Annotated in this window: 6 protein-coding genes and 1 tRNA gene; 5 read left to right on the top strand and 2 right to left on the bottom strand. The window is 56.4% G+C overall.

All coding sequences use genetic code 11. From position 1 onward, the window contains the following. Positions 1–5: 5 nt before the first annotated feature. Positions 6–659, bottom strand: coding sequence for a TetR family transcriptional repressor PsrA (gene psrA / locus BN1117_RS04980; protein WP_040095329.1), 654 nt, complete (start codon positions 657–659; stop codon positions 6–8). A gap of 467 nt (positions 660–1,126) precedes the next feature. Here psrA and BN1117_RS04975 point away from each other — a divergent pair, with 467 nt between their 5' ends. Beyond that, positions 1,127–1,867, top strand: coding sequence for a phosphatase (locus BN1117_RS04975; protein ID WP_040095328.1), 741 nt, complete (start codon positions 1,127–1,129; stop codon positions 1,865–1,867). Between the two features lie 89 nt (positions 1,868–1,956). Further along, positions 1,957–2,032: transfer RNA gene (locus BN1117_RS04970), tRNA-Thr, on the top strand. Between the two features lie 158 nt (positions 2,033–2,190). On the opposite strand, the gene fdhF is transcribed toward BN1117_RS04970, so the two are convergent. After that, positions 2,191–6,381, bottom strand: coding sequence for a formate dehydrogenase subunit alpha (gene fdhF, locus BN1117_RS04965; protein ID WP_040095326.1), 4,191 nt, complete (start codon positions 6,379–6,381; stop codon positions 2,191–2,193). A 574-nt stretch (positions 6,382–6,955) separates the two neighbouring features. Here fdhF and dptF point away from each other — a divergent pair. The 3 genes from dptF to dptH are packed head-to-tail and all read left to right on the top strand — an operon-like array spanning position 6,956 to position 14,989. Beyond that, positions 6,956–8,575 carry a DNA phosphorothioation-dependent restriction protein DptF gene (dptF, locus tag BN1117_RS04960; RefSeq protein WP_040095394.1) on the top strand — a complete coding sequence of 540 codons (1,620 nt, stop codon included), beginning with the start codon at positions 6,956–6,958 and terminating at the stop codon, positions 8,573–8,575. 2 nt (positions 8,576–8,577) lie between these two features. Then, on the top strand, positions 8,578–9,906 hold the full coding sequence (gene dptG, locus BN1117_RS04955) for a DNA phosphorothioation-dependent restriction protein DptG (protein ID WP_082032547.1): 1,329 nt from the start codon (positions 8,578–8,580) through the stop codon (positions 9,904–9,906). Next, complete coding sequence (gene dptH / locus BN1117_RS04950; protein ID WP_040095324.1) at positions 9,887–14,989, top strand: DNA phosphorothioation-dependent restriction protein DptH; 5,103 nt, start codon at positions 9,887–9,889, stop codon at positions 14,987–14,989. The genes dptG and dptH overlap by 20 nt, the downstream gene beginning before the upstream one ends. Positions 14,990–14,993 lie beyond the last annotated feature (4 nt).

The raw sequence follows: 14,993 nt of genomic DNA, 5'->3' as shown, positions 1-14,993 counted from the left end.
GGTTGTTACACGGCCAGGGAGAGCCTGGTCGACTCCACGGGCGCACCGACACCGGACGCCAGATAAGGAATAACGTTGCGCACCAGCCCCTCCACATCGAGCTGCTGGCCAAAGTCGGCCAGGGCGATGTCGCGCAGCGCATCGGCGGAGGCCATGGTGAAGACGACGGTGCCCAGGGTGAAGTGCAGGCGCCAGAAGAGATCCGCCGGCGACAGGGCTGGATTTGCCTTGGAGATGGCCTGGGTGATCCGCATCAGAATGGGGCCGTAATGGGTAGTGATAAAGCGGCGCAGGTGGCCCTGACTGTCGATATAGCCACGCCCCAGCAGCTGCATAAAGATGGCCGGGCCGTTGGCCCGCACCGCCGAGAGTTTCATCAGCGGCTCGACGAAACTTTCAAACAGTTGCAGCAGAGTCAGCTGCTCCTGCTCCATCAGGGTGTTCAGACGGGCATCAAGATCTGGCATAAACAGGCTCAGATAGCGGTCGAGTACCGCCTGGATCAGCTCTTTCTTGGAGCCGAAGTGATAGTTCACTGACGCCAGGTTGACGTCGGCCTCGCTGGTGATCAGACGCAAAGAGGTATCGGCGAATCCCCGCTCGGCAAACAGCACTTCAGCGGCGTCGAGAATACGGTTTTTGGTATCGATTTTACTCACTGGACACCTCACTTAAACGAATGTTTAAAAAGTACGTTTCATAATGCGAAGTGTCAAGGGAATGTGAATGGGTGTTAGCAGAATGTTTTTTGATAAAAACGCAAAGTGGGCGGAACTTAGTCAAAAAGCAGGACTCTATATCTATGCCACTGCAATTAAACATTAAGTCTTGCCCAACCTGCGCCATGCTAGTTGGGCCTTTTTTTGCGCGTTTGTTACCAGTTTGCGGCTTGCGGACAAAAAAAACCGCCGCAAAGTGCGACGGTGGGGAAAGTGAGTTCGCGTCATCCTGACGGCAAACCGTCGATACGAGTTCAGGCATGTATCGACGGGGGAAGTATGCCAGCCAGGGCCACTCAGACTATGTCAGCTTCGCGGTATTTTGTGACAAAGTGTGGCAAGCACTGGCGTGGCCCAATTCCCCCTACTTTGCTATGCTGCCTCTTCAAAATTTGAGGGGAGAGAAGATGAAGTACCCGGTCGATACCCACACTCACACCATTGCCAGCACCCACGCCTACAGCACCATCCACGACTATCTGCCCATCGCCAGAGCCAAGGGGATAAAACTGTTTGCCACCACGGATCATGGGCCCGAGATGGCCGATGCCCCTCATGTCTGGCACTTTGCCAACTTGCCGATCTTGCCAAGGGTGGTAGACGGGGTGGGGATCTTGCGGGGTATCGAGGCCAACATCAAAAACCTCGACGGTGAGATCGACTTCCCCGAGCGCTACGAGTCGCGTCTGGACATGATCATGGCGGGTTTTCATGAGCAGGTATTCCCTCCCTGCGATCAGGCTACCCACACCCAAGCGATGATCAACGCCATCAAGAGCGGCCGGGTCGATATGATCAGCCACCCGGGCAACCCCGCATTTCCCATCGATATTCAGGCGGTGGTCAAGGCGGCGGCCGACTATCGGGTAGCGCTGGAGATCAACAACTCCTCCTTCATTCACTCGCGCCCCGGTAGCGAAGGCAACTGCCGCGCCATCGTCGAAGCTGCGCGAGATCTGGGGGCCTATCTCACCTTCGGCTCCGATTCCCACGTGGCATTTACCCTCGGCGATTTTGACCACTGCCACCGTCTGGTGACCGAAGCCGGCTTCCCGCACGAGCGGATCCTGGTGCGATCCCCCCGTGCCCTGCTCGATTTCCTCGAGAGTCGTGGCCGGGCCCATATCCCCGAGTTTGCAGATCTGTAAATCGGGCGCTAACACCATGAGCCAACTCATAAAATCGAGTTGGTTCAATTGACTTGCCGGCCATTTTTCATAAATGTGGATAGCAACAAGCCGGTATAGCTCAGTTGGTAGAGCAGCGCATTCGTAATGCGAAGGTCAGGAGTTCGATTCCCCTTATCGGCACCATCTAAAACAAAGGGTTAGCTTCTCAGTGAAGCTAACCCTTTGTGCATTTTGGTTGGAGGCCCCTTCTCATACCCCTCTTTTGCTATTGCAACAGCAAGAGGGAAGGGTCAGCGGGCCAACTCTCCCGGCAGGCGGCTACTCAGGTTTTGCTATTCCCATCAGACCAGCTCCGTTTCTGACTTGGCCGGTTCCCCCTGCATGGTGTGCTGCCCCGCTTGCAGTTGGCACTCCAGCTTGTCGATCCGCACTGCTGCGACCTTGAACTCGGGGATCTTGGCGTGGGGGTCGGTGGCATTGATGGTGAGCCGGTTGGCCGGGGCTTCGGCGAAGTGGAACGGGATAAAGACCACGCCCGGTTGCATCCGCTTGGTGACGAAGGCGGGCAGTTCGATATGGCCGCGGCGACTGGTGACCTTCACCCGCTCGCTGTTACCAATACCGAGGCGCTCGGCATCTTGCACGCTCATCATCACCCTTGGTCCGGCCAGCTTGTCGAGCCCCTTGGTCTTGCGGGTCATGGTGCCGGTGTGGAACTGCTCCAGCAGGCGGCCGGTGGTGAGCACGATGGGATAGGTCTCGTCGGGCAGTTCAGCGGCATAGCGGAACGGGGTGGCGACCATCTCCCCCTTGCCACGGGTGAACTGCTTGCCGTGGAGTAGGCGAGTGCCTGCGGGCGCCGCCTCGTTGCAGGGCCACTGCAGCCCTTGCGTTCCCACCTTGTCCCACTGGATGCCGGCGTATTGCGGAGTGACCCGGCAGATCTCGGCGGTGATCTCCTGCGGGTGTTGATAGTGCCAGTCGCCACCCATGGCGTTGGCGATCTGCTGGATGATCCACCAATCCTCCCGCGCGTCACCCGGCGCCTTGAGGGCTGGGGAGATGCGCTGCACCCGCCGCTCGGTGTTGGTGAAGTGGCCGCTCTTCTCGGCAAAGGAGCAGGAGGGGAGCACCACATCGGCGAGCTGGGCGGTTTCCGAGAGGAAGATATCCTGCACCACCAGAAACGCCAGCTGCTTGAGCCCCTCGATGACATGATGCTGATCCGGATCGCTCAGCACCGGGTTCTCCCCCATCACATAGAGCCCCTTGATGGTCCCTGCGCAGGCGGCATCAATGGTCTCGGTGAGGGTAAGGCCGGGCTTGCTTGGTAGGTCGGGTTGCTGCCAGGCGGTTGCGAAGCGGGCATGTACCTCGGGGTTGGCCACCTTCTGATAGCCGGGCAGGCAGTTGGGCAGCGCCCCCATGTCACAGGCGCCCTGCACGTTGGACTGGCCCCGCAGCGGGTTGATACCGCCCCCTTCGATGCCGATATTGCCACACAGCAGTTGCAGGTTGGCGATGGCGCGCACGTTGTCGTGGCCGGTGGTGTGCTGGGTGATCCCCATGGAGTAGTAGATGGCGGTGCGCTCGGCGGTGCCGATGAGGCGGGCGAGCTCAATCACCTGCTCGGCCGGTACGCCGGTGACAAGGGCCACCTTGTCCGGTGCATAAGCGGGGGAGAGCACTTCGGCCTGCAGCGCCTCGAACCCGTTTACCCGCTCGGCGATATAGGCCTTGTCGTGCCAGTCGTGCTGGATGATCTGCTGCATCAGACCGTTGAGCAGCATCACATCGGTGCCGGGGCGGTGGGCCAGATAGAGGCTGGCGTGATCGGCCATCTCGATCCGTTTCGGATCGGCCACCACCAGCCGCGCCTTGCCCGCTTTCACCACCCGCTTGATATGGGAGCCGATAATGGGATGGGCCGCCGAGGTATCGGAGCCGATGATAAAGATGAGATCCGAGTGATCAATGCTCGGGATGTCGTTGGTCATGGCGCCGCTGCCGAGGGATGCCTCCAGCCCGGTAACGGTGGAGGCGTGGCAGAGCCGCGCACAGTGATCCACGTTGTTGGTGCCAAGCTCCCGGCGCATGAACTTCTGGAACAGGTAGTTCTCTTCGTTGGTGGTTTTGGCCGACGAGAAACCCGCCAGCGCATCGCTGCCATAGTGTTGGCGCAGGGCGGTGAAGCGCTCGGCCACCAGGGCAATGGCCTCCTGCCAGCTGGCGGGCACCAGCTCGCCATCCTTGCGGATAAGCGGTGTAGTGAGGCGCTCCTCGCTCTGGATAAAGTCAAAACCGAAGCGTCCCTTGACGCAGAGCAGCCCCTGATTGACTGGTGAGTTGCGATTCCCCTCAACATAGCGGATGCGGTTGTGCGCCTCATCGACGTAGAGGGTGACGCCACAGCCGACCCCGCAGTAGGTGCAGATGGTATTGACCGGCGTGAGCAGTTCGGTGCGCCCCTGCGACTTGTCGCGGGCATCCACCAGGGCGCCGGTGGGGCAGACTTGCACGCAGGCGCCGCACTGCACGCAGTGGGAGTCGCCCATCGAGAGTCCCGCATCGAACTGCGGCCGATTCGAGAGGGTGCCATCGCTGTGCTTGGCAAAGCGCAGCACCCCCTGCACCGCCTGCTCACCACAGGTCTGCACGCACTGGCCGCAGCCGATGCAGCGGTTGGCATCGAACACGATAAATTCGCTGCTGTCATCCACTGCAAACCTCTGGCACTGGCTGGTATCGAGAGCGCTCTGATCGACCTTGTATTCGGTGGCGTAGTCGCGCAGCGCACAATCGGTGTTGGCCTGACAGCCGCACTCGAGGCAGCGGCTGGCTTCGCTGCGGGCATCGGCATCACTCAGCCCGCGCTCCACCTCGGCAAAGCTTCCCTCCCGCTCGGCGTCTGCCAGATGAGGCATGATGGTGCGGGCGACCTGCTTGAGATGGGCAAACTGGGCGGGATCGACCTGCTTGAGTTTGGGGGCCTTGCAGGCGTTGAAGGGGTGCACCGGATCGATCATGTCACCGTGGAGGAACTGATCGATGGCCAGCGCCGCCTTGCGGCCATCGGCGACCGCCTCGATGGCGGTGGCGGGCCCGCGGCGCAGATCGCCGATGGCGAACAGGTTGCCGTGGCCGCTGTGCATGGTCTCGGGGTGGGATTCCAGCGTCTGCCAGCGGGTGAAGGGGAGGGGGAGGGATTCCCCTTCCATAAAGCTCAGATCCGGTCGCTGCGACACCGCTGCAATCACGGTATCAAACGCTTCGATGAGGTACTCGCCAGTGGGCTCCGGGCGGTGGCGGCCGGAGGCGTCCGGCTCGCCGAGGGCCATCTTCTCGAGGCGCACCTGACAGACGCGGCCAGCTTCATCGGCCAGATTCTCCACCGGATTGGTGAGCATCAAAAAGCGCACCCCTTCCTGCTCCGCCTCGTCGATCTCATAGGCTTCGGCGGGCATCTCGGCGCGGGTGCGGCGATAGATAAGGGTGGTTTCAGCGCCCAGCCTGACCGCCGTGCGGGCGCAGTCGATCGCGGTATTACCACCCCCGATCACCGCAACCTTTTTGCCGGTGGTGAGCCGTTTGGCCAGCATCTGATCCTTGAGGTAATCGACCCCGAGATAACAGCCGGCCAGGGTACTGCCGGGGTAATCCATCGGCACCGCTTTGGAGGCGCCAACCGCCAGACAGACCGCATCATAGTCGCGGCAAAGCGTTGAGAGGGTGATCTGCTGGCCCAGTCGCTGCTCGGTGTGGATCCGCATGCCGCTTTGGCACATCAGTTCGATCTCCTGATCGAGAATGGCCTTGGGCAGCCGGTATTCGGGGATGCCGTAACGCAGCCAGCCACCCGCTTCGGGCATCGCCTCGAACAGGTCGACCTCGAATCCCTCGTAGCCGAGGTAATAACCGCAGGTGAGGCCGCCCGGACCGCTGCCGATAATGGCAACCCGCTTGCCCTTGGCGGGCTTCTTCACCGGTTGATAGGGGGCCACATCGGCCAGGTCGAGATCGGCGGCATGGCGTTTTAGCTGGCGAATGGCCAGCGGCTCATCCACCAGGGTGCGGCGACACTCGGCCTCACAAAACGCGGGACAGACCCGGCCGATGGAGAGGGGCATCGGCAGGGTCTGCTTGATAACGGCCATCGCTGCCTGGTGATCCCCCATGGCGATGTGATGCAGATAGGATTGAATGTCCACCCCGGCCGGGCAGGCGCGCTGGCAGGGGGCTTCGCAATCGGCGTAGTGATCCGAAAGGATGCGGCCGAGAGCCTGCTGACGGTGGGCGCGCAGGGCATCGCTTTGCGTTGCAATCATCATCCCTGCCTCCGGGTAGGTCTCGCAGGCACGCCGGATACCGAGACCGGCAATCTCCACCACGCAGAGATCGCAGGGTATCTTGGGGCCGCTGGTGTTGTCACCGCACAGGGAGGGGATATCAGTCTGGTGCTGTTTGGCTATCTGGAGCAGGGTTTGGGTCGGGTCAACCGTCCACTGAGCCCCATCGAGGGTGATGGTGATCATGGCGTTATAAACTCGCTTTCAAGGCGCAGAAAATGCTGCATCTGGCGGAGCCAGCAGGGGAAGCGACAGGGAGGCCGCTTGCTATTTCCTCACCATAGCAAAGGTCATTCACAACGTTATTTGATTTAACTCAGATTATTTGTCTAAAAAGAAAACGATTTTTCGGGTGCCGGGTGCCGGGTGCCGTGGGGGGCGCTCTGGGGGTTGGCTAGCAATCTCGAGTTAACACATGACATTGCCAGCAGTTTGATGGCCATTAAAGCCGCCTTGAGCTGGATGTGTAATGTGGTGGTTAATCGTGATGGCACGATCAGGGACCTCCTAAAATAGGCAACTTTCGTTTTGGTGGCAGTAGGGGGCAACCTAAATGTGGAGCAACCGAGGCGGAGGCGCTGGCGACAGCTTTACTTTAAAAGCGGCTCGTTCAGGGCGAATGGTGTGAGAAAGCTAGATTAGCCATTAGGGGATGATATGACAGAGCGCAAGGAGTCATACAAAGACACGTCTTTCTAGTAGTCTCTCAATGATTCAATCGGTTACTATCTTGCAGATATGGAAATGGCAGGGTTATACCGTGAGCTCAATCCCCCTTCGCAAGGCCCTCGGGGTCTTGGCTAAATCTTCTTCTTTCTCGGTCAAGACGACAACACAACGTCAGAGAGATCTGTTTGATGATCTCAAGGATTATCTCTACGTTACACCCGAAATAGAGCATGACTTTGAAAAGTGCCTCCGTGCATTGCTGCCTGGCGAGTGCGTGTTTTTATGCGGCAGTAGTGGTGATGGCAAATCTGAAATATTGTCACGTAGCTATGAGCAATATAAAAACAGATATACCTTCCATCTGGATGCAACCCATAGCTTTTCGCCTCATCAATCAGCAATCGATGCGCTAAACGAACTCTTTGATCGTGCAGGAGAGGGGGCTCACCCCCTGGTGGTTGGTATCAATATCGGTATGCTGGCCAACTTTGCCAAAGAAGGGGCTGAGCGGCACAGTGTGTTGCGTGGCGTGATCGAGCGTTTTTTGGATAGTGGCGAGAGAACGCAAGGGGCATATCACTTTCTGGATTTCGAGTCCTATCCAAAATTTCGTTTTAATGATGACGCTGGCAGCTATTCAAGCTTTATGCGTCAACTGCTCAAGCGGTTAACTCAGCCAACCGATGCCAATCTGTTTCATGCTATTGCCCTTGCAGATGAGCAACGCCAACGCGACATGCGCCTCATCGCCAATTTCAGGCTGTTGGCCAATGAGCACGTGCAAGAGATTATCATTACCACTCTGTTCAAAACCCGTTTGATCAAGGATCAATTCATTACGACTCGCGCCTTGCTGGATCTGTTGCATCAGCTTCTGGCCGGGGAGCATTACCTCTTTGACAACCTGTTTCTGGCTAAAGACAGCGAGCTAAGCCTGCGTCTTGCTGACTTTGATCCTGCCTTGATTCATTCCCAAGCGGTAGACCAGTTTGTGCTGCGTTATGAGCTGAATCTACCGGATGAGGCGCTGGATGCCTTTATGGACGAGCTGGCAAAACTGGGGCTCATATTCAACGAGCCTCGTGATAAAGCGGGTCAAGCCGCATCCCTTCTGCGCCTTTTTTATCTGCTTAAGGACTGTGAGCTTGGCAATAACTACCATCACCAATTCAAAGTCGATTTTGAAGAGCAGGTACTTGAACACTATGCCACTGTCTGGCTGCAGCATAGTCAGTACCTTGGGGAGGGTGGAAGCCAGCTGGCCTTGCGCAATTTCTATGTGAAAGCGCTGATCCCGGCCATTTTTGTTTATGCCAACCGCAATGCCCCTGAGTTGTCAAAGCGAGAACTTTCTCTTGGTCAATTTGGCCAGTGTCATGTCGCGGCACCTGTCGAACTGAAAGCTGATTACAGCGCAATTCAGCGCCAGCATGTCGAGAAACACGATCATTTCAGCGCCTATCTGAAGGTTGATGATCAGCCCTTGGCACCAATGGCTATCAACCTCAATCTGTTTGAGCTGATCTGCAAGCTCAACAATGGCTATCGGCCAAACAAGTACGACAAGAATGCCATCGTGTTGCTTGATGAGATGGTTGAGCAAATCCGCGCTGTCGCTAAAAAGAGCCCTGTTCTTCACTATTACGAAGGTGATCAGCATTACCGTCTTGGTTTGGATGACGGCATGATCACTGTAGAAGGAACCAGATAGTCATGTCTCTGTATCCAATTCCTGTCGGATTAGCTCCGGTTGATAAAAACAAGCTCACCAACTACTGGCCCATTCGCAACAAAGGCAATGAGTTTGACTGGGATACCGTGACAGGTGTCGTGCTGGGGCTGTCCTTGCGCAAGCAGGTGACTGCCTATGAATTCGAGCAGTTTAAGGAGGAGTGCAAAGCCCGGTTTGCAGGCAAGCTCGATGATCCTGATTTTTGGCAGGTGCTTGAGCGAGCCTATTTTTCAAATGACGCACTCTTTCATATTTCACCGCTGTTCCTGTTGTTCAAGGCCAAAGGGAAGAAGAGTGGACAAGCCGATCTCAGCGCACCAGATACGCGGTTGTGCAAATTGTTTGCAGGCCTGTTGGGGGATTTCTTTCTTGAAGATGCGCTCGATGACAAGCTCAACTTTGTCGAGCAAGAACTGTTGTCCGTTCTGCAAGGCAATCTTCAAGGCGGCAGCCTGGTAAAAAATGAGGATGAGCAACCTTACCTGCCTTTTTTGAATGCCGTATTTCGTGAAGATATTCGCTTTTTGGCGGCACATCCCCAGTACCTGCTGCAAGCCTTGCCTGGCACACTCAAGCTCTATGCCTTTGCTTACTGTGCTCAGCTGGCACTGAATGTGACCGACTGGCAACATGAGCCCCAAAGCAAGCCTCTCTACTTTATTCTCGATTCGGAAAAGGCCAGCTCTGAACGTACTTCGGTAAAACGTTCTGGCTACAAGCTGCTGGCTGCTGCCTGCGAGCGGGTTTTCCCGCTGCTTTCCGCCCTTGACGTGCTTCAGTTGCCTGGGGATGCCAAGAAAAGACCGCTCTGGCAGGTTTATCGCGATGCCAGGGAATATGCTGACCAGACTCAGCTGCTGGAAGATTTGAATAACTATCTACAGGCCTTTAGAGAAAACCGTAAATTACAGCCGGAACGCCCTCTCACCAACAGCGTGGCGGAAGCCTTTGAGCAGCTTAAAGAGTTGGCACTGGAGCAATTCCGTGATGCCAAGACCTCCCGTGGCGGTGTGAACAAGAAATATGTCAAAGAGTTGGAAGAGAAGCTGCTCAGTGATTTCATTCAGGCCCGGGGGGCCGCTGGCCGCACCCTGGTACTGAATCAGGATCAGCTGTTGCTGTTGACCAATCTCACCATCGGCAAGGCCGACAAGCTGCGCCTGCACGATCTGCGCAAAGGCTTCGAGCAGCGCGGTTTTTATCTTGATAACCAGTCATTACAGCAACTGGTCAGCTTCTATGAGCGCATGGGCAATGTAGAACGAATGAGTGATAGTGGAGACGCCGTATATGTCCGCAAGACCCTTTGAGCATTTTCTGGCCGAACGTTTCATCGAGTGGGTCAGTGCCGACATTGAACCCGGCTCTCGTTACCAGTTCAAATCCCCCAGTGCAGAAAACGGTCTGGTGCTCTATCAGTCACTGGTGACCTTTGCTGCCACAAATACTCTTGCTACGGCCGATGGCATTGACCTGCCATACATAGAGTGCAATGGCGTGCGGGTTTTACCTGTGTTGCATGGTGAGGCTCCGGGATTTACCGAAAACTACATCTCCCGTTTGCGTGATCTGGTCGCAGGGCGCAGTGCAGAATTTGAAAAAGCAGCCCTGCTCATTATCCACAACAGCATGCTGGATACCCTGATCAACAGTGCGCTTGATTTGGGGGCGCCCGGTGCTATCTGGCATCCGGATAGTCTCTCGCAGCAGCTTGGTGCACTGATAGATATTGGCAGCAGTAACAAGGAGCTGTCAGCCTGCCTGCTTGAAGAGCAACTGGCCCTCATCACCGAAGAGGGAGCGACCGTCTTTGGGTTTGCTCCTCTGTTCAGTGCACTTGATCAAGATGGTGTTCTGGAATTTGATGAGCTCCAGCTATTCAATGACCCGGTCATTTTGAGCTGGAGTGGCAAGAAGGCCCAGATCAGCAAGCGGCTCCAAGCCAACCGCAAGCTGCGGCGTGAGATTGAAGATGCGGTTGAGCATTATGATCTCGATCAGCTCGAGAGTGTCCTGAAAGAGTTCAGCGCCAAGTTTATCCGCCAGCATTTCCAGGATGAGAGCTGGCGTGATCTGGAATTCGAGGCCTACCTGAAAGAGATTGAAGCCAACAAAGCGCAAAAGTTGCTTTTGGAAGAGGTGGCCGTTGACAGTGGTTCACTGCAACAAAGAGCCAAAAGCCAGAGCAAGGCGGGACAACGTGACCTGAGTCTGCTGATCCAGCTCCCGCCGGGAGAGAAAACCCTCAACCTCTCTTTTACCTTCATCGGTAATGATCTGGACGAGAGCCAGTTCAAACTGATGCACAATGGGTCGCTCAAAAATGCGGTCACTTGTTCTGTCAGCCGTGTCGGTGGTAAACGTTGCTGGGCGACGGTGACCTTGCCCGTCACAGGAGAACCCACCTTTTTTAGCCTTGAGCTCAAACGCGATAACCGCTCCGAAGAGTACAAGTTCCGTTGTCTGGTAGTCGAGCAGGGGGATTTTTATTTCGATGAGCTGTTGCATTGCTTCCGAGTAGATGCGGGCAAGAAGTGGCTGACCCTGCTGCTGGAAGAGAACAAGTTCAAGGTCAACCCAGAGCAAAACTCCATCATGCATCTGGCTGACGATGAGGGCGAAGTGGACTGCAGCGCCTGTGGCTGGGTGAACTTTGATGCGCTGGCCGAGCAGAGCGAACAGATCCAGTTTGAGCTGGTCAATGGCGAGCGTCGCTTGCCCATCAATATTGAGGGCCCGGCCGCCGATGAGAGCATTTGCGTTCCGCTGCTGTTTGACCGGGATCGTTTCGCCAAATTGCTCAGAGATGACCGTAATGCCGAGTATCTGCGGGCCAAAGGCAAGATCATTTTCGATAACAGCGAAAGTGGTGTGGTTGGGATCCGCCAGCAGCTGCTGAATCTCGAAGCTCGGATGGTTGATGAGCGGGCCTTGTATATCGGTCTGACTGCCGATCCAATGCCACTTGCGGCGATTAGTGCAAGGTTCCCTGATTTACATGGCGCTTATGCCGCCCTGTTTGACTATCTGCAACACAAGAAAACATTGCCGAGCCTGGTGGCCTGGGGCGATAGCTATTGCGCCCTGGTACAGCGGGTGCTGGATGCCTACGAAGCGGCATTGTGCGAGATACCGACCAATGCGGTGTTGGCGCTCGAGCACAAACAGCTGATGCGCATTGGCCTGTGCCGCCAGGATGAGTGGCAACGCCTAAGCCCGCTGCACCCCTTGGTACTTGCCTATCACCTGCAACTGGTGGCCGAGATAAAAGCCGATCGCGATGAAGATGGCGTCAGCTCTTTTGCCGAATTGCCGGAGGTGACCCGCGAGCGCCTGGTTGCATCTGGCTTGCTGCCTTTCGTCTATGACAATGACTCTGGCTACGCTCATCTGCTGCCGGTGCGGGAGAACAGCTTCTGGCTCGACGTGGTGCCACAAAAACAGGAGAGCTACAGCTACATCAAGCGTCTGGTGCGCGACAAATTGGCCGAGTTTACCCAGGCCTATTCTCGTCTGTTCAGTGCCGGGGCCAAGAGCACCCTGATCGTCAATGCCATCAATCAGGCGAGTGGGGCAGAGCTCTTCCTCGGTTTGATCGAGCACTTCAAGCTGCACAAAGAGCAGGCGATCGCCATTCATGTGAACTTCTACGATGAGCGGTTGCAATTCAATGACTTCGACCGCTTTGCCGAAACGGCCGCTTATGACGAGCTAAAAACCTGGCTTGGCTTGAACACCACTGCGCTGCGTGCTGAGGCCGATATGCTGATCGACCTGATCCGCAGCCGTCTTACCTACAGCAAGTTCACCCTGCCCAACGAGCGCGAGCAGTTTGCCTATGCCCATCTGGCGTTCTTCCGCAACCAGGAGCCGGTAGAGTGCCATCCCATCAATACCGATGAGGCACTGAGTGGTGTGTTGTGTGATGGCTTGATCGCCGGGGAAGCAGCTGAAACGAAAGGGGCGGCCTATTTCACCGCGTTTGGTCTGCGTGGCGTGCCCTATCAAGGGGTGCAGTCGCTGCGGGTGGCCCGTATGCTGGGCAACCTGTGGCAACCGGCTAGCCAGAGCAATGCCCATTATCTGGCAACCAGCCTGGGGCTGGCGGTCAGTGCCGATTTCAAGGCTCTGCTGACCCGCTCTTATGACAGCGCACTGTGGACCACCATCATCGATCCCAAGGTGACCCTCGATTTCTTCACCAGTCAGCAGGATGTGGTGCTGATCCACTACTCGGATCAATACACCAGCACGGCCGGTTATGACGCCATCACGGTAACCAAGCAGGTAGACCTCTTTAAACGCTTGTTGCAAAAAGAGGGTCACGGACAAGGGGAGACCCTGCTCTCCGAATTCAATGCCTTCAACGGCGAATGGCTGCTCAAGATGCTTACGGCCAATGACAAGGAGCGCAAAGAGAAAAACGGCATCATCGGTGCTTACAAGTTTGTCTCGGCCTTGTTGCGGCAATCCGATATCTGCTGGGTCCCCCTCTCCGTGGCCGAGATGATCCGCGTCTCCGGCAATGTGGGCCTCAAGATGAGCGACAGCGAGTTCTCCCGTCAGGTGCATGGGTATCGCAAAGGGGCCATTTCCGATGACGTGCTCTTTGTCGGCTTCAAGGGCAAGCAACTCTATTTGTTGCCTCTGGAGGTCAAGACTGGTGTCAGACCTGACTTTGCCTATGCCGGGCAACAGGCGCTGGAGCTTAAACGTTACCTGATGGAAGAGGTGCTTGGCCCCAATACCTTGGCTGCGCGGCTCTACCGTGGTCTCTTTATTCGCCAGGTGCTGATGCAGGTCGACAAGCTGTGCCTCTATCAGGTGATGCAGCCTGCGCAGCTTGCTCCGCTGTTGATCGAGCGGGAGTGGTGGCTCAAAGGGGAATATACCCTAGCCAACGTGCCCGACTATCCCGAAGGCTTTGTCGTCGCCCATATCGAAAACGACAGCTTCTTTGTGCCTCACTACCAGATGACCGAGCGTGGTGTATTGCAGGTTGAACTGCCCTACGCCTTGATGGGTAGCCTTATTCAGGCCTGTAGCGCCCCTGCGCTTGATGAGTTGGTGACCCTGTGCCATGTAGACAAACAATATCTGCTGGGGCTCAGAGAAGAGGCGGCTGAGCCTGAATCTGGCTCTCAACCACAGTCAAAAGAAGGGGGCAATAAGAACATGGATATGGCGCCAGTGGCACCGGCCACTGGTGCCCAAAACACCGATCCGGTTCCCCCTGTTGCAATGGAAGACGAGCCGACCGGCAAGCTGATCGAGCCCATGCGTATCCTGTTTGGCCACGAGGCTTTGCGGCAAGCGCCGCTCTATTGGGAGCCCACCAATACCGCCCGATTTATGAATACCAATACCGGTATCATAGGCACCATGGGCACCGGCAAAACCCAGTTTACCAAGTCGCTGATCACCCAGCTGATGCGCCAGCAAGACAACAATGTCGAGGGGGCACGGATCGGCCTGCTGATCTTCGATTACAAATCCGACTATGTGGACGATGCCTTTAGTGAGGCCAACCAGAGCAAGCGGCTGAAGTTGTATCGCCTGCCGTACAATCCGCTCTCGCTCTATGGCGATATGCCGATGCTGCCGGTGCATACCGCGACCGGGTTTGCCGAGACCCTGGCCAAAGCCTTTGGCCTCGGGCCCAAGCAGCAGCTGCGGCTGCGCAAGTTAATCCTCGATGCGTATGAGCTGGCTGGGATCAGCAGAGCTGACGCCAGCACCTGGTCAAGGCCTGCGCCCACCTTGGCCCAGGTATGGGATCTCTATCTTGAGCAGGAGAAGGTAGAAGAAGACTCTCTCTATGCGGCGCTCGACTCGCTGGTCACTTACGAGATCTTTGAAACCATGCCGGATGAGGTGAGCTCCCTGTATGAGCTGCTCGATGGGGTGACGGTGATCGAGCTGGCGGGCTACTCACCCCAGATCCAGAACCTGGTGGTAGCCCTGACGCTGGATCTCTTCTATTCGCAGATGCAAAAGCGCGGCAAACCGCAAGTCAACGGCGATTATCGCCAGATAACCAAGATGATCTTGGTCGACGAGGCCGACAACTTTATGTCGCAGGACTTCCCCAGCCTGCGCAAGATCCTGAAAGAGGGGCGTGAGTATGGGGTGGGGGTGATCCTCTCAACCCAGGACTTGAGTCACTTTAAAACCGGGGAAAACAACTACGGCTCTTATATTTTGACCTGGGTGGTGCATCGCGTCGCCGAGATCAAGAATGCCGATATCAAGTCCATCTTTAATAAAGATGATAAGGCCGAGCAAGAACAATTAATGGAAACCATCCGCAAACTGGATAAGCACTTTAGTCTCTATATTGATGGAGATAAAAAGGTATCTATGATGCGGGATCGGGCATTTTGGGAGCTATAGATAG

The organism is Aeromonas australiensis (assembly GCF_000819725.1).
GTDB lineage: Bacteria > Pseudomonadota > Gammaproteobacteria > Enterobacterales > Aeromonadaceae > Aeromonas > Aeromonas australiensis.
Note: the sequence above shows the minus strand (reverse complement) of the source record. Positions and strands in the feature narration are given on the sequence as shown.

Coding starts and splice junctions, on each gene's coding strand:
- BN1117_RS04975 (WP_040095328.1), top strand. CDS start 1,127: ATGAAGTACCCGGTCGATACCCACACTCACACCATTGCCAGCACCCAC.
- fdhF (WP_040095326.1), bottom strand. CDS start 6,381: ATGATCACCATCACCCTCGATGGGGCTCAGTGGACGGTTGACCCGACC.
- dptG (WP_082032547.1), top strand. CDS start 8,578: ATGTCTCTGTATCCAATTCCTGTCGGATTAGCTCCGGTTGATAAAAAC.
- dptH (WP_040095324.1), top strand. CDS start 9,887: ATGTCCGCAAGACCCTTTGAGCATTTTCTGGCCGAACGTTTCATCGAG.